The sequence below is a fragment of the Burkholderia sp. Ac-20384 genome (genome assembly GCF_017104605.1).
Lineage (GTDB): Bacteria > Pseudomonadota > Gammaproteobacteria > Burkholderiales > Burkholderiaceae > Burkholderia > Burkholderia lata.
Genome location: NZ_JAAGPE010000045.1, coordinates 1 through 13,946, shown reverse-complemented (window position 1 = coordinate 13,946; position 13,946 = coordinate 1). Strand labels below are relative to the sequence as shown.

At 65.7% G+C, this 13,946-nt stretch carries 14 protein-coding genes and 1 pseudogene; 11 read left to right on the top strand and 4 right to left on the bottom strand.

Annotated features, from left to right (window positions below; all coding sequences use genetic code 11):
* Positions 1 to 62: 62 nt before the first annotated feature.
* Positions 63 to 977 (bottom strand): LysR family transcriptional regulator, encoded by a 915-nt coding sequence (locus G3O00_RS11475; protein WP_206143027.1) that lies wholly within the window; start codon positions 975 to 977, stop codon positions 63 to 65.
* A gap of 215 nt (positions 978 to 1,192) precedes the next feature.
* On the opposite strand from G3O00_RS11475, the gene G3O00_RS11470 reads away from it, so the two are divergent.
* Positions 1,193 to 2,578: an MFS transporter gene (locus G3O00_RS11470; RefSeq protein ID WP_206143026.1), complete on the top strand. Its 1,386-nt coding sequence runs from the start codon at positions 1,193 to 1,195 to the stop codon at positions 2,576 to 2,578.
* Between the two features lie 15 nt (positions 2,579 to 2,593).
* Positions 2,594 to 2,992 (top strand): DUF4440 domain-containing protein, encoded by a 399-nt coding sequence (locus tag G3O00_RS11465; protein WP_206143025.1) that lies wholly within the window; start codon positions 2,594 to 2,596, stop codon positions 2,990 to 2,992.
* Positions 2,993 to 3,042: 50 nt separating this feature from the next.
* Here G3O00_RS11465 and G3O00_RS11460 read toward each other — a convergent pair whose 3' ends face one another.
* Entirely contained in the window at positions 3,043 to 3,768 is a 726-nt protein-coding gene (locus G3O00_RS11460; RefSeq protein WP_206143024.1) for a glutathione S-transferase, read from the bottom strand.
* A 119-nt stretch (positions 3,769 to 3,887) separates the two neighbouring features.
* Entirely contained in the window at positions 3,888 to 4,211 is a 324-nt protein-coding gene (locus tag G3O00_RS11455) for a cupin domain-containing protein (RefSeq protein ID WP_206143023.1), read from the bottom strand.
* Between the two features lie 400 nt (positions 4,212 to 4,611).
* On the opposite strand from G3O00_RS11455, the gene G3O00_RS11450 reads away from it, so the two are divergent.
* The 8 genes from G3O00_RS11450 to asd all read left to right on the top strand — a co-directional run bounded on the left by G3O00_RS11450 (position 4,612) and on the right by asd (position 11,291).
* On the top strand, positions 4,612 to 5,433 hold the full coding sequence (locus tag G3O00_RS11450; protein WP_206143022.1) for a hypothetical protein: 822 nt from the start codon (positions 4,612 to 4,614) through the stop codon (positions 5,431 to 5,433).
* Between the two features lie 32 nt (positions 5,434 to 5,465).
* A complete protein-coding gene (locus G3O00_RS11445; protein ID WP_206143042.1) occupies positions 5,466 to 6,224 on the top strand; it encodes a Tat pathway signal protein in 759 nt (252 codons plus the stop codon).
* Between the two features lie 221 nt (positions 6,225 to 6,445).
* Positions 6,446 to 7,855 carry a 3-isopropylmalate dehydratase large subunit gene (gene leuC / locus G3O00_RS11440; protein ID WP_174930537.1) on the top strand — a complete coding sequence of 470 codons (1,410 nt, stop codon included), beginning with the start codon at positions 6,446 to 6,448 and terminating at the stop codon, positions 7,853 to 7,855.
* Positions 7,856 to 7,858: 3 nt separating this feature from the next.
* Positions 7,859 to 8,005, top strand: coding sequence for an entericidin A/B family lipoprotein (locus G3O00_RS11435; RefSeq protein ID WP_041493348.1), 147 nt, complete (start codon positions 7,859 to 7,861; stop codon positions 8,003 to 8,005).
* Between the two features lie 67 nt (positions 8,006 to 8,072).
* Positions 8,073 to 8,723: a 3-isopropylmalate dehydratase small subunit gene (leuD, locus tag G3O00_RS11430; RefSeq protein WP_011355726.1), complete on the top strand. Its 651-nt coding sequence runs from the start codon at positions 8,073 to 8,075 to the stop codon at positions 8,721 to 8,723.
* A gap of 79 nt (positions 8,724 to 8,802) precedes the next feature.
* The gene (leuB, locus tag G3O00_RS11425; RefSeq protein ID WP_011355725.1) at positions 8,803 to 9,870 is read left to right on the top strand and encodes a 3-isopropylmalate dehydrogenase; all 1,068 of its coding nucleotides are present in this window, start codon (positions 8,803 to 8,805) and stop codon (positions 9,868 to 9,870) included.
* A gap of 98 nt (positions 9,871 to 9,968) precedes the next feature.
* On the top strand, positions 9,969 to 10,088 hold the full coding sequence (locus G3O00_RS44120; protein WP_041493347.1) for a hypothetical protein: 120 nt from the start codon (positions 9,969 to 9,971) through the stop codon (positions 10,086 to 10,088).
* A gap of 81 nt (positions 10,089 to 10,169) precedes the next feature.
* Positions 10,170 to 11,291, top strand: coding sequence for an aspartate-semialdehyde dehydrogenase (gene asd / locus G3O00_RS11420; RefSeq protein ID WP_175011822.1), 1,122 nt, complete (start codon positions 10,170 to 10,172; stop codon positions 11,289 to 11,291).
* Positions 11,292 to 11,395: 104 nt separating this feature from the next.
* Here the strand turns inward: asd and flgE are convergent, their stop codons facing one another.
* The gene (gene flgE, locus G3O00_RS11415) at positions 11,396 to 12,640 is read right to left on the bottom strand and encodes a flagellar hook protein FlgE (RefSeq protein ID WP_206143021.1); all 1,245 of its coding nucleotides are present in this window, start codon (positions 12,638 to 12,640) and stop codon (positions 11,396 to 11,398) included.
* Positions 12,641 to 13,486: 846 nt separating this feature from the next.
* On the opposite strand from flgE, the pseudogene G3O00_RS11410 reads away from it, so the two are divergent.
* Positions 13,487 to 13,946, top strand: a pseudogene (locus G3O00_RS11410) (pilus assembly protein FimV); the annotation flags it as partial.

Below are 13,946 nucleotides of genomic sequence, written 5' to 3'. Positions count from 1 at the left end.
ACGTTTCGTACGGCCGGCTCCGATGCGTGTCGCTGGCGTGCGGTGACGCACGCAAACCGCACTTAGCGCCCGTGCTGCAACTGCGCCTTCATGAAATCCACCCACGCGCGCACTTTCTGCGGCACGTGTCGCGTCGCGACGTACAGCGCGTAGACGTTCTGCTGCGGAAACCGGTACGCGGGCAGTGCATCGACCAGTGCGCCGCTGTCGAGATCGTCGCGCACCAGCCATTCCGGCAGTAGCGCGACGCCGCTGCCCTGGCGCGCCAGTTCGCTCAACACCGATGCGTTGTCGACGACGACGTGAGGCTTCGTCGCCGGTCGAAATGCATGTTCGTTGCCTGCGCGATCGGTGAGCGTCCATTCGGCGATTCGCTCGAGCCGGCTGTGGCCGAGCTGGGGCAGGCGGGCCAGGTCGCCGGGCGACGCCGGCGGCGGGAGCCCGGCCTTGGCAGGCAGGTCGGGCGCCATCACGGCGAGCACGTCATAGGTGGCAAGGCAGGCGCCGCGATAGGGCAGGTCGCGAAAATGCTCGTGGCGTCCGAGCCGGATCGCGACGTCGAAGCGGTCGCGCACGAGATCGGCCTGCGACGTATGGGTTTCGAGCCGCACGCGCAACGCGGGATGCCGCGCGGTGAACGCATGCAGCATCGGTGCGAGGACGCGCGCTGCATATTCGACCGTCGACGTCACGCGCAGGATGCCCTGCATTCCGCCGTGCTCGCCGCGCGCTTCGTCGATCGCGCCTTCGGCTTCTTCAAGCACGCGCAGGCAGCGCTGGTAGAAGCGCTCGCCGGCGTCGGTCAGTTCGACGCGCCGGGTCGTCCGGGTGAGCAGCGTGACGCCGAGCTCGGCTTCGAGTTGCTTCACGTTGAAACTGACGGCTGCCCGCGCCTGGTTCAGCGCGGTTGCGGCGGCCGTGAACGAACCGGCCTCGACCACGGCACGGAAGACGGCGAAACGATCGAGGCTCACCATGGTTGGGGCGTGGGTCCTGTCTAAGCGTTGGATCGCTCGAAGGGTACCCGAATGTGCGGCACGCGTGCGGCGTGCGGTGCGTTGCAATGGACGCGCGGCGTTGCGGCGGCCTGGACCGATTGTCAAAAAATTTCGACGGGACTCGTCGAATCCGGCCGCTTACCGATGTGCGTGCCGGCTTCTACACTGCGGCGTTTCATGATGTTCCCGCCGCCATGCCCGACCGCTCCAGAATCGCCGCCGTCTACCTGCTCGGCTTCGCGATCGATCTCGCGAACATGTTCATGCTGAACGCCGCGTATCCGGCGCTGCAGCGCGAACTGCATGCGTCGGTCGCGCAGCTTGCGTGGGTCGGCAACATGTACGTGCTCGGCCTGACCGTCGTGATTCCGTTCGGCACGTGGCTCGCGCGCCGCTGCGGTGAGCGGCGCGTGTTCGCCGCATCGTTGCTGCTGTTCGGGCTCGGCAGTGCCGGCGTCGGCGCGTCACCGTCGATCGAAGCGCTGCTCGCGTGGCGGCTGGTTCAGGGGCTCGGCGGCGGATTGCTGATTCCGGTCGGGCAGACGATGGCCTATCGCGCGTATCCGCCTCAGGCGCGGGCACGGCTCACGTCGATCGTGATGATGGTTGCGCTGCTCGTGCCCGCGTTGTCGCCTGCGATCGGCGGGGCCATCGTCGATCGCGGGTCGTGGCGCGCGATCTTCTTCGCGATGTTGCCGATCGCGGCTGCGACCTGCGCGCTCGCGTTCGCGTGGCTACCGGGCGACGGCGCGCGTGACCGGCCGCCGCGGCTCGACTGGCCGGGGCTCGGGCTGAGTGCGGTGGCGCTCGTCACGTTGCTCCTCGGGCTGACTGCGGCAGGGCAGCACGGCGGCGCGGCATTCCCGCTGGCGATGCTGGCTGTCGCCGTCGCGGCAGGCGCCGGCTATGCGGCGCATGCGCGTCGGGTCATGGCGCCGGTGGTCGACCTGCGCCTGCTCGCACAGCCGCTGCTGCGGACCGGCGTGGTGGTCTATCTGTGCGTGCCGGGCATCTTTACGGGCGTCAACCTCGTCGCGTCGCTCTATCTGCAGAACGCGCTCGGATTGAGCGCCGCGCATGCCGGTGCGCTGATGCTGCCGTGGGCGATCGCGGCGTTCTTCGCGATCGCGACTACGCGCCGATGCTTTCCGCGCTACGGCGCGAAGCCGTTGTTCGCGAGCGGGATCGCGATCGATTGCATCGGCATCGCACTGCTCGCGACGCCGTGGGCCGGCGTCGACGCCGTGCGCATCGCGGCGTTCGCGGCGATGGGGTTCGGCGCGAGCCTGTGCACGAGCACGTCGCAGAGCGCGGCATTCGTCGACGTGCCGGCCGACCGGATGGGCGATGCGAGCGCGCTGTGGAACATCAACCGCCAGTTGAGCTTTTGCGTCGGCGTGGCCGCGCTCGGCAGCGCGCTCAACGCGTTGCTGGCGCTCGATGCGGGCGGCCCGTCGCTCGCGCCGTACCGCTGGTGCTTCGGGCTGGCGGTCCTGCTGACGTTGCTGCCGCTCGGCCTGATCGCGCGGCTTCCCGCACACCCTGCGCCGGTCACGCAACCTGCTTCATCCCATTCCTGAGAACCTGAGAGCCTTATGAATCTGCCGAATCCGTATTTCAAGGAAGTCGTCGACACCGTAGCCGACATCGAGTGCTGGTTGTCCGGCCGTGCCGGCCCCGAGCGGCTCGCGACGCTGATGGCGCGCTTCTCGCCGGGATTTTCGATGATCACGATGTCGGGTACGGTGCTCGATTACGCGGGCGTCGATGCGCTGTTTTCACACGGGCACGGCGCGCGGCCGGGGCTCGCGATCGACATCGACGAATTGCGCGGGCTGGCCGTGTGGTCCGATGGCGCGACGATCGGCTATCGCGAGACGCAGACCGACGCGCAAGGGCGGCGCACGGAGCGGCGCGCGACGGTCGTGTTCCGGCGCGAGGCGGATGGGCTGATCGTGTGGCGTCATCTGCACGAGACACCGGTCGCCGCGTGAGCGAGGGCATCCGCCGCCTTGCATGAAGTGGTGCGGATACCGTGCCGACGCTACTTGTCCAGCTCCGGATAGTGCCGGAAGATGCCCATGTCGTTGAACGGGATACGGCGCTCCGACTCGAGATAGAGCGCCACAGGCGGATGCAGTGCGACGCGGTCGTGCAGCGCGACGAGCGTCGCGATCTTCCGCTCCGCACGCTTCATCGCTTTCGGAAAGGCGTAGCGCAGGCCCTCGATCAACTGGAACATCGACAGGTCCGCATAGCTGAGTGCGTTGCCGGCGAGGTAACCGCTCTTGTGCGGATTCTGGTCGAGTACGCGCTCGAAGTAGCCGAGGAATTTCGGCAACCGGTTTTCCAGAAAATCGGCCGCGCGTTCGGCGGCTTCCGCCTGCTGATCCTCGTAGTAGAGGCCGCTTGCGATCGGATGGTGCGTGTCGTGGATCTCGGTGACGAAATCGGCGACGGTCAACTGCAACTGGTGCACCCACAGCCGGCCGGCTTCGTCGCCGGGCGCGAGCCCCAGCCGCGCGCCGAGAAACTGCAGGATGTTCGCGGTCTGCCCGATGACGACGTCACCGGCTTTCAGGAACGGCGGCGCGAACGGCACGCATTCGGCCTTCGTGCTGTCCATCATGCGCATCATCGCCGGCACGCCCATGCCGCGCCCCGATTCGCGCGCGACGTCGACATAGTCGGCTTCGGCCGCTTCGAGTGCGAGCCGCACATACTCGCCCCGGCCCTGGATCTCGGGCCAGTAATACAGTTCGTATCGCATGCTGTCTTCCCGTTCGTTGAACCGGCTGCCACCGGCATCGTGACGACCGGGCGGCCGCGTGTCGCGCGCCGCCCGCTGCGAATAGACAGTCTAGGCGATCGCAGGAAAAGTGCCGCGCGCTACGCGTTGCGCTCGCCGCCTTCGGGGCCGTAGAAGAACACCCACGTCGAGAAGTCGTCGGAGAAGCCGACGAAGCGGTGCTCGGCGTGGGCGGGGACGAACAGGACGTCGCCGGCCGCGACTTCGCATTCGCGCCCGTCGACGACGAAGCGCGACGTGCCCGTGGCGATCACGTAGACCTCGTCGCGCGTATGCGGTTTCTGCTTGTCCTCGATGCGCGGCCGGTACAGCTCGACGTCGAGCGTACCGTGGCGAAACAGCGTCGTGAACAGCGTGCCTTCTTCATCGAGACGGGCGAGCGATTCGTTCAGACCGAGCTTCATGGCGGGGGGCTCCGGATCTTGGGGCTGAGCATGCGCGTTTCGCCATCGTATCTCGAAATAGGGAGCGCGATGTTCCGTGCCCGGCGAAGCAGGCGAATCGCGTTGCTCGCCACCAATGAAACGACGACCGCATACGCTCGCCACGGATGAAACGCGTGCGTCCATCGATGAAACAGCGTGACGATCGTCCGCATTCGATCGACAGGTTCACCGCGATTTAATAAACGCCCACTACGATCCCGCATCGTCAATCGACCGATGCGCAGCGATTCGATTCGAGCGTCGACCCTGCCATCCATCGCCCAACCGCGCGACGCGTCAGGTTGTCATTTCCCGTGAACCCGCGACTTGCAATGCCGCGACCGGCTGCCGGCGTTGCTCGCATCATTTCGTATTTCTCATGAATCTGAATCCGTCGGCTTCTTTACGCAGAAAATTCCTGGCTGCCGCGCCCGCGGTTGCCGTGGCCCCGTTGTTGAGCGCATGCGGCGGTGACGACGTCACGTCGGCACCCGTGACCGATGCGGCGCTGGCTGCCCAGATGTCCGCGAAGCTCAACGCGCAGCTTGGCGACGCGGCGACGGTCAATGCGATCGTGCCGGCGCTGACCGATGTCGGCTTCACGTGGGATCTGCCGACGGTGCCGGCCGCGCAGATCGGTGCGATCGTCGCGTACAGCTTCGGCAATCGCCCGAACGCGGCAAGCGGCAACACGTCGAGCACCGGCAGCAACCAGTCCGCGCTGCCCGACCCGGGGCCCGTCAACGAAGCGCTCGCGGATGCCGTGTACCGGATTCGCCAGTTGAAACCGGTGAAGGTCTACGCGCAGTGGGAGATCGCGCGCTTTCTCGTGTCGAAGTACGGAATGGGGGCCGACGTGCTGTCGTCGGTCGAGCCGGTGATCGCGAGCGACGGCTCGATCGTGTACCTGAGCACGGCCGGTGTCGCGGCCGTGGCCGTGTCGCGCGCGGGCGGCGCGGCCGCGATGGGCACCGTTGCCGTGGTCGGCCATCGCGACCATGCGAAGCGCTGCATCCAGACCTCGCAGCAGGCGGGCATGAAAGCCGCCGCGGTGGCCGAGGTGTCGCTGCCGACGATGTACGACCCGCAATCGGGCCAGCCGTGGACGCGCAACCGCAGCCTCTATCTCGTGCACGACATGTATGCGCAGATGCTTGGCCGCGCGGTGACCGCGACAATGCAGGCGTTCCCGAAGGGCTGACGCCTTCCGCTCCTCACCCGATTCTCATGACCATGACGACCCGCCGCCATTTCCTGGCTTCCACTTCGCTGCTCGCCGCTTCGTGTGCATCCGTTGCTCCTGCCTTCGCGAGTGACGCCCCTGTTTCCGATGCGGAATTGCAGCGCCAGATGCTCGGCAAGCTGACGAACGAACTGAACGATCGCGCGACCGCTACCGACGAAACCGGCTATCTGTTCGACACGTTTTTCTCGTGGACGCCGCCGGCCGTCGACGCTGCCGGCATCAATACGATTGTCGCGTTCAGCTTCGGCAGTCGTGCCGCAACATCCGGCACCACGCCCGTGCCTGGCCCCGTGAACGAGGCGATCGCCGACGCCGTGTTCCAGCTTCGGCAGAAGGTCCCGGCCCCGATCTACGCGCAGCAGGAAGTCGCGAGCGTGCTCGCATCGAAGTACGGTCTCACGGCCGGCGTCACGTCGATCGCGACCCCGGCCCTGGCTGCCGGCAGCCCGATCCCGACGCCCGACGGCGTGGCCGCCGCGATCGTCAAGCAGGCCGGCTCGGCCGCGGCGCTCGGCAAGGCCGGCGTGGTCACGCATGCGGATCAGGCATCGATCGCCGTTCGCGTGTCGACTGCGGCAGGGATGCAGGCAGCCGTGCCGGCCGGCCTCGCGCTGCCGTCGCTCTACGACACGTCGGCAGTGATGCCGGCTTTGCGGCGGCGCGATCTCTACCTGCTGAGCAACGCGGGCGTGCAGCTCGGCATGCTGCGGCTGGATCTGATCAATCGCGAGTACCCGAACGGCTGAAGCCGCGACGCATCGGCGCGCGCGATGCGCGATCCGCGATCGCGCTGCGCCGGATTCTGCGTGCCCCGTTTGCCGGGTAATGCCGATACAGGTATTGGCACTACCAGCCAAACCACTGTTTTTAATGGGTTTTTTCGCATCCGGCCTGCGCCGTGACGCGTTCTGCGTGGCATAATCGACCGCATCCGCAAGGCTTGTAGTCACAACGACCCCGCATACCCATGGCACAGACTCTCTACGACAAACTGTGGAACACCCACGTGGTCCACACCGAGGAAGACGGCACGACCCTGCTCTACATCGACCGTCAGCTGCTGCATGAAGTCACGAGCCCGCAGGCATTCGAAGGGCTGAAGATCGCGCAGCGTCCGGTGTGGCGCATCAGCGCGAACCTGGCCGTGTCGGACCACAACGTGCCGACCACCGATCGCAGCCACGGCATCGCCGATCCCGTCTCGAAGCTCCAGGTCGACACGCTCGACGCGAACTGCGATGCGTTCGGCATCACGCAGTTCAAGATGAACGACGTGCGCCAGGGCATCGTCCACATCATCGGGCCGGAGCAGGGCGCGACGCTGCCGGGCATGACGATCGTGTGCGGCGATTCGCATACGTCGACGCACGGCGCATTCGGCGCGCTCGCACACGGCATCGGCACGTCGGAAGTCGAGCACGTGCTCGCGACGCAAACCCTGCTGCAGAAGAAGAGCAAGAACATGCTCGTGAAGGTCGAAGGCACGCTGCCGCGCGGTTGTACCGCGAAGGACATCGTGCTCGCGATCATCGGCAAGATCGGCACGGCCGGCGGCACGGGCTACGCGATCGAATTCGGCGGCTCGACGATTCGCGCGCTGACGATGGAAGGCCGCATGACCGTCTGCAACATGGCGATCGAAGCCGGTGCGCGCGCAGGCATGGTCGCGGTCGACGACACGACGATCGACTACCTGAAAGGCCGCCCGTTCGTGCCGACCGGCGCGGAATGGGCGCAGGCCGTCGAATACTGGCGCCAGTTCAAGTCGGACGACGGCGCGCAGTTCGATCGCGTGGTCGAGCTGAACGCAGCCGAAATCGTCCCGCAGGTCACGTGGGGCACGTCGCCGGAAATGGTCACGTCGATCGACGGTCGCGTGCCCGATCCCGAGCGCGAGAAGGATCCGGTCAAGCGCGATGCGATGGAGCGTGCGCTGGCCTACATGGCGCTCGAGCCGAACACGCCGATCGAATCGATCAAGGTCGACAAGATCTTCATCGGCTCGTGCACGAACGCGCGAATCGAAGACATCCGCGCAGCCGCCTATGTCGTGAAGAAGCTGAACCGTCGCGTCGCGTCGAACGTGCGGCTCGCGATGGTCGTGCCGGGCTCGGGTCTCGTGAAGGCACAGGCCGAGCGCGAAGGGCTCGACAAGGTGTTCACGGACGCGGGCTTCGAATGGCGCGAGCCGGGCTGCTCGATGTGCCTCGCGATGAACGCCGACCGGCTCGATCCGGGCGAACGCTGCGCGTCGACGTCGAACCGCAACTTCGAAGGCCGGCAGGGCGCGGGCGGTCGCACGCACCTCGTGAGCCCCGCGATGGCGGCAGCCGCGGCGATCGAAGGCCACTTCGTCGACATTCGCCAGCTGGGGTAACGCGTGACGGCATCGAAGGTCATTGCGCGGCTGGTTGCCGTGCTGGCGCTGGCGGGGCTGGGTTTCGGCCTCGCGGGCTGCAATACCGTCCGAGGCTTCGGTGAGGACGTCAATGCGGCTGGCAACGCGCTTCAGCGCGCCGCGGACTGACGCCACCGACCGAGAATTTGCGATGGGCGCCGGCTGGATGCCGGCCCCTCAACCGGATAGACGGATCATGGAAAAATTCACTGTGCATACCGGCGTCGTGGCGCCGCTCGATCGCGAGAACGTCGACACCGACGCGATCATCCCGAAGCAGTTCCTGAAGTCGATCAAGCGCACGGGCTTCGGTCCGAACGCGTTCGACGAATGGCGTTACCTCGATCACGGCGAGCCGGGCCAGGACAACTCGAAGCGTCCGCTGAATCCCGACTTCGTGCTGAACCAGCCGCGCTACCAGGGCGCATCGGTACTGCTCGCACGCAAGAACTTCGGGTGCGGCAGCTCGCGCGAGCACGCGCCGTGGGCACTGCAGCAGTACGGCTTCCGCGCGATCATCGCGCCGAGCTTCGCTGATATCTTCTTCAACAACTGCTACAAGAACGGCTTGCTGCCGATCGTGCTGACCGAGCAGCAGGTCGATCACCTGTTCAACGAGACGGTCGCGTTCAACGGCTTCGAGGTGACGGTCGACCTCGACGCGCAAGTGGTGCGCACGGGCGACGGCCGCGAGTATCCGTTCGAGATCACCGCGTTCCGCAAGTACTGCCTGCTGAACGGCTTCGACGACATCGGCCTTACGCTGCGCCACGCGGACAAGATCCGCCAGTTCGAGGCCGAGCGCCTCGTGAAGCAGCCGTGGCTCAACACCAAGCTGGTCGGCTGACAGCACCTTTCGGGCGGGCGCGCCGGCGGCGCGTTCGCCGGCCTGCCTCCATAAAAATCTACCCAGTCAGGAATTTCGCATGAAGATTGCAGTGCTGCCCGGCGACGGCATCGGTCCGGAAATCGTCAATGAAGCCGTGAAGGTGCTGAACGCACTCGACGAGAAGTTCGAACTCGAACAGGCGCCGGTCGGCGGCGCGGGCTACGAGGCAAGCGGCCATCCGCTGCCGGATGCGACGCTGAAGCTCGCGAAGGAAGCCGACGCGATCCTCTTCGGCGCCGTCGGCGACTGGAAATACGACTCGCTCGAGCGCGCGCTGCGCCCCGAGCAGGCGATCCTCGGGCTGCGCAAGCACCTCGAGCTGTTCGCGAACTTCCGCCCGGCGATCTGCTATCCGCAGCTCGTCGATGCATCGCCGCTGAAGCCCGAGCTGGTCGCGGGCCTCGACATCCTGATCGTGCGCGAACTGAACGGCGACATCTACTTCGGCCAGCCGCGCGGCGTGCGCACTGCACCTGATGGTCTGTTCGCCGGCGAACGCGAAGGCTTCGACACGATGCGCTACTCGGAGCCGGAAGTGCGCCGCATCGCGCACGTCGCGTTCCAGGCGGCCCGCAAGCGCGCGAAGAAGCTGCTGTCGGTCGACAAGGCGAACGTGCTCGAGACGTCGCAGTTCTGGCGCGACATCATGATCGACGTGTCGAAGGAATACGCGGACGTCGAGCTGTCGCACATGTACGTCGACAACGCGGCGATGCAGCTCGCGAAGGCGCCGAAGCAGTTCGACGTGATCGTCACGGGCAACATGTTCGGCGACATCCTGTCGGATGAAGCGTCGATGCTGACGGGCTCGATCGGCATGCTGCCGTCGGCGTCGCTCGACAAGAACAACAAGGGCCTGTACGAGCCGTCGCACGGTTCGGCGCCGGACATCGCGGGCAAGGGCATCGCGAACCCGCTCGCGACGATCCTGTCGGCCGCGATGATGCTGCGCTACTCGCTGAATCGCGCCGAGCAGGCCGATCGCATCGAGCGCGCGGTGAAAACGGTGCTCGAACAAGGGTACCGGACGGGCGACATCGCGACGCCGGGCGGCCAGCAGGTCGGCACGACGGCGATGGGCGACGCGGTGGTCGCGGCGCTGTAACGCAATCATGTAGAAAGGGTGCGAACGGGCCGCGAAATCGGCCGGTTCGCATACGGTTGGCCGTTGTGCGGGCCACCGGCTTTGTGTAGACTCGAACGATGGCGCATTTTTCCCTGATCTCCCCGGTCTTGAAACTCCACGGCAACATTGCCCGTGCGGGTGCGCGCGCCATCGTCATCACGAAAACCATTACCACGAAAACGATCATTAAACGCTGATCGTCCGTCGTGCCCGCCTATTTCCCCGCGCGGTCACACCGGGGACGGAAATGGCGGGGAAGCTCCATCAAAGGGTTAGTCATGAACGTAGGTCTCGTAGGTTGGCGCGGCATGGTCGGCAGCGTCCTGATGCAGCGCATGCAGGAAGAGGGCGATTTCGACCTGATCGAACCGGTGTTTTTCAGCACCAGCAACACGGGCGGCAAAGCGCCGTCGTTCGCGAAAAACGAGACTACGCTCAAGGACGCGACCAACGTCGACGAGCTGAAGAAGTGCGACGTGATCATCACGTGCCAGGGCGGCGACTACACGAACGACGTGTTCCCGAAGCTGCGCGCGGCGGGCTGGAACGGCTACTGGATCGATGCGGCATCGTCGCTGCGGATGAAGGACGACGCGGTCATCATTCTCGATCCGGTCAACCTCGACGTGATCAAGGACGCGCTCGTCAAGGGCACGAAGAACTTCATCGGCGGCAACTGCACGGTCAGCCTGATGCTGATGGCACTCGGCGGCCTGTTCCGCGAGAACCTCGTCGACTGGATGACGGCGATGACCTACCAGGCCGCATCGGGCGCGGGCGCGCAGAACATGCGCGAGCTGCTGTCGCAGATGGGCACGCTGAACGGCGCGGTGAAGGAGCAACTCGCCGATCCGGCTTCCGCGATCCTCGACATCGACCGCCGTGTGCTGGCCGCGATGAACAGCGATGCGATGCCGACGAGCAACTTCGGCGTGCCGCTCGCCGGTTCGCTGATCCCGTGGATCGACAAGGATCTCGGCAACGGGATGTCGAAGGAAGAGTGGAAGGGCGGCGCGGAAACCAACAAGATCCTCGGCAAGCCTGGCATGGGCGAGCCGGGGTCGATCCCGGTCGACGGTCTGTGCGTGCGGATCGGCGCGATGCGCTGCCACTCGCAGGCGCTGACGATCAAGCTGAACAAGGACGTGCCGCTCGACGAGATCAACGGCATCCTCGCATCCGCGAACGACTGGGTGAAGGTTGTGCCGAACGAGCGTGAAGCGTCGATGCGCGACCTGTCGCCGGCGAACGTCACGGGCACGCTGACGGTGCCGGTCGGTCGCCTGCGCAAGCTCGCGATGGGCGGTGAATACCTGTCGGCGTTCACGGTCGGCGACCAGCTGCTGTGGGGCGCGGCCGAGCCGCTGCGCCGCATGCTGCGCATCCTGCTCGACAAGTAAGTTGCGTGTCCGGCCCGCGAGACGCGGGCCGTGGTGCACAAGATGGCGCGCCGCGTCGGCCTCGACGATATCGAGGCTGGCGCGGCGCGTTTTTCATGTGCGGGTCAGCGCATGTTCAGGAGCGTCTGGTCGACGGTCTGTTGCGTCTTGATCGTCTGCGCGTTGGCCTGGTAGTCGCGCTGCGCCTTGATCAGGTTCACAAGCTCGGTCGTCAGGTCGACGTTCGAGTTTTCCAGCGCGCTCCCCTGCAGCGTGCCGTGGTTCGTGCTGCCCGGCGCGGAGATCTGCGGCACGCCCGACGCGGCGGTTTCCACATACTGGTTGCCGCCGATGTTCTCGAGCCCGTTCGGGTTGTTGAAGTTCGCGAGCGCGATCAGGCCGAGCACCGCACTCTGGCCGTTCGAGTAATTGCCGGTCAGCTTGCCGTCGGTGCCGATCGAGAACGTCGTCAGCGTGCCGCTCGCGAAGCCGTCCTGTGCGAGATTGTTCACGCCGCTCTTTCCGCCGAACTGCGTCGTGCCGCCCAGGTCGAGCGTCAGGTTTTGCGGATTGGCGCCGCCCGACGCGTTGGGGATCGAGAACGCGAATTGGCCGAGGCTCGGCGTCGGTTGGCCGGTGGCGGCCGACGTCGTCGAGCTGATCCGGCCCGATGCGTCGAACGTGACGGTGCCGAGATTCGTCGGCGTCTGGCCTTGCACGCCCGCATAGGCCTGCCAGGTGCCGGCTGCGTTCTTCGTGAAATACATCGAGACCTGTTGCGCGCCGCCGAGCGAGTCGTACACCTGGATCGACGAATTGTAGTTGTACGTGGTGTTGTCGCCCGCGTTGAACGGCGTCTTGGCCGGCACCTTGTCCTGCGAGTTCAGGTTGAACTGGCCGGTGATCTTCGTCGTCGCCTGCGGCGAGATGTTGCTGGTCGGCGCCTGCAGCGGCACGGTCGCCGCGGTGTTGATCGCGCCGCCCGGGCCTGCCGCATAGCCCATCAGGTTGCGGTTTTGTGCGTCGACGATGGCGCCGCTCTTGTCGCGGTGAAATACACCGTCACGCGAGTACGTCGTCACGCCGTTGTTCGACATCTGGAAGAAGCCGTTGCCGTTGATCGCGATGTCGAGCGACGACTTCGTCGAGTTGATCGTCCCCTGGCCAAATTGTTGCTGCACCGACGTGAGCCGCGTGCCGATGCCGATCTGCGTGTTGGTCGACGTCGCGACCGAATTCGCGTACATGTCGGCGAAGTTCGCGCGACCCTGCTTGAAGCCAACCGTGTTTGCGTTCGCGATGTTGTTGCCGATCACGTCGAGATGGTTCGCCGCGCCGGCCAACCCGCTCAAACCCTGTTGATAGCCCATGTTCGATCCCCGTAACGAGCTGGTGAATAAATGCAGTCGTGCGACTGCGCGATGCCTCCCTGGCACCTCACGGCGTCAACCCGGCCGACCGCGTGCCCGCTTTTACGGCGGTTGCGAGTGCGATGGTCGAACTGCGCCGATTCTTGTTTGAAGACGATCCTAGCGACGGCAATTATTTGGTCTGTGTAATTTTGTGTAATGTAATTGAATTGCTGTCGAAATGATTGATTTCGTATGACCAATGAGGCGGTGGTCAGACTTGGAAGCCTTGTGTGGCGGGGGTTTCGAGGCGGAAATGTTCAATTCGACGATCAGAGAGGGGAATTGGCCTCTTATCGATCAATTGAAATTTATTTGAATGGGATTGGCGGGTGGCGGGATTTATTTTTATTGTCGGTTGTTAATCCATTAACGGCGGGCGGCGCGAATTATTGAGCAAATGTGCACGATTTTCCGGTCGTGGCGCGGCATCGCGCCTCCGGTTGTGCAGCCACCCGGCGAGCGAGCAAACGCCGCGGCCATCGTTCCGGATGCGATGCGTCGGGCTTTTTTTCAACTGCGGGAGGCGTGCTTCCGATCGATCGCGGGCGCTGGTCTCGGCGTGCGCACCGGGGCATCGGCGCGGCCCGGTCGCAGGGTGCGCCGATGTGCGAGAGCGGCAGGTTGCACCCATCGGCGATGAATTCGGCCCGAACCCGATCGCGTGAAGTAAACTACGCGGTTACGACGCACAGACCCGCCGAAAGCGTCGCGTTCCACGCGACGCTTTTGCATTTCTGCGGCAACTTTATTGACGCTTTCAACCGCGAATCCGAGCCGCGCCCGCGCGCGGCGATAGAGCCAACGATGTCCCGAATTTCCTTGTTTCCGCGTCAGTCCCGTCTGTCGCGCGCCGTGCGTGGCGCGCTGGCGATCCTGGCGCTCGGCGCAACCGCATCGGCCTGGGCGGCCGGCACCGGCGAAACGCCGGCGTCCGCTACCGGCGACGCAGTGCCGCTTACCGTGACGGTCCAGCCGGGCCAGTCGCTGAACGACATCGCGAAAGCGGCCACGCAGTCGCGCGATCCCGGTGTGCTCGCGCGCGCCGGCCGCGCACTGTTCGACGCCAATCCGCAGGCGTTCATGAAGCACGACGCGAGCCGCCTGAAGGTCGGCGCGACGCTGACCGTGCCGGCGCTCGATGCGACAGGCGCGGCACTCGTGCCGGCCGGTGCATCCGCTGCATCGGCAGCGTCCGGTGCGGCGGCAGCGTCCGCGCCCGCCGCTGCATCGGGCGGTGCGGCAGTCGCGCAGCATGGTGCGTCCG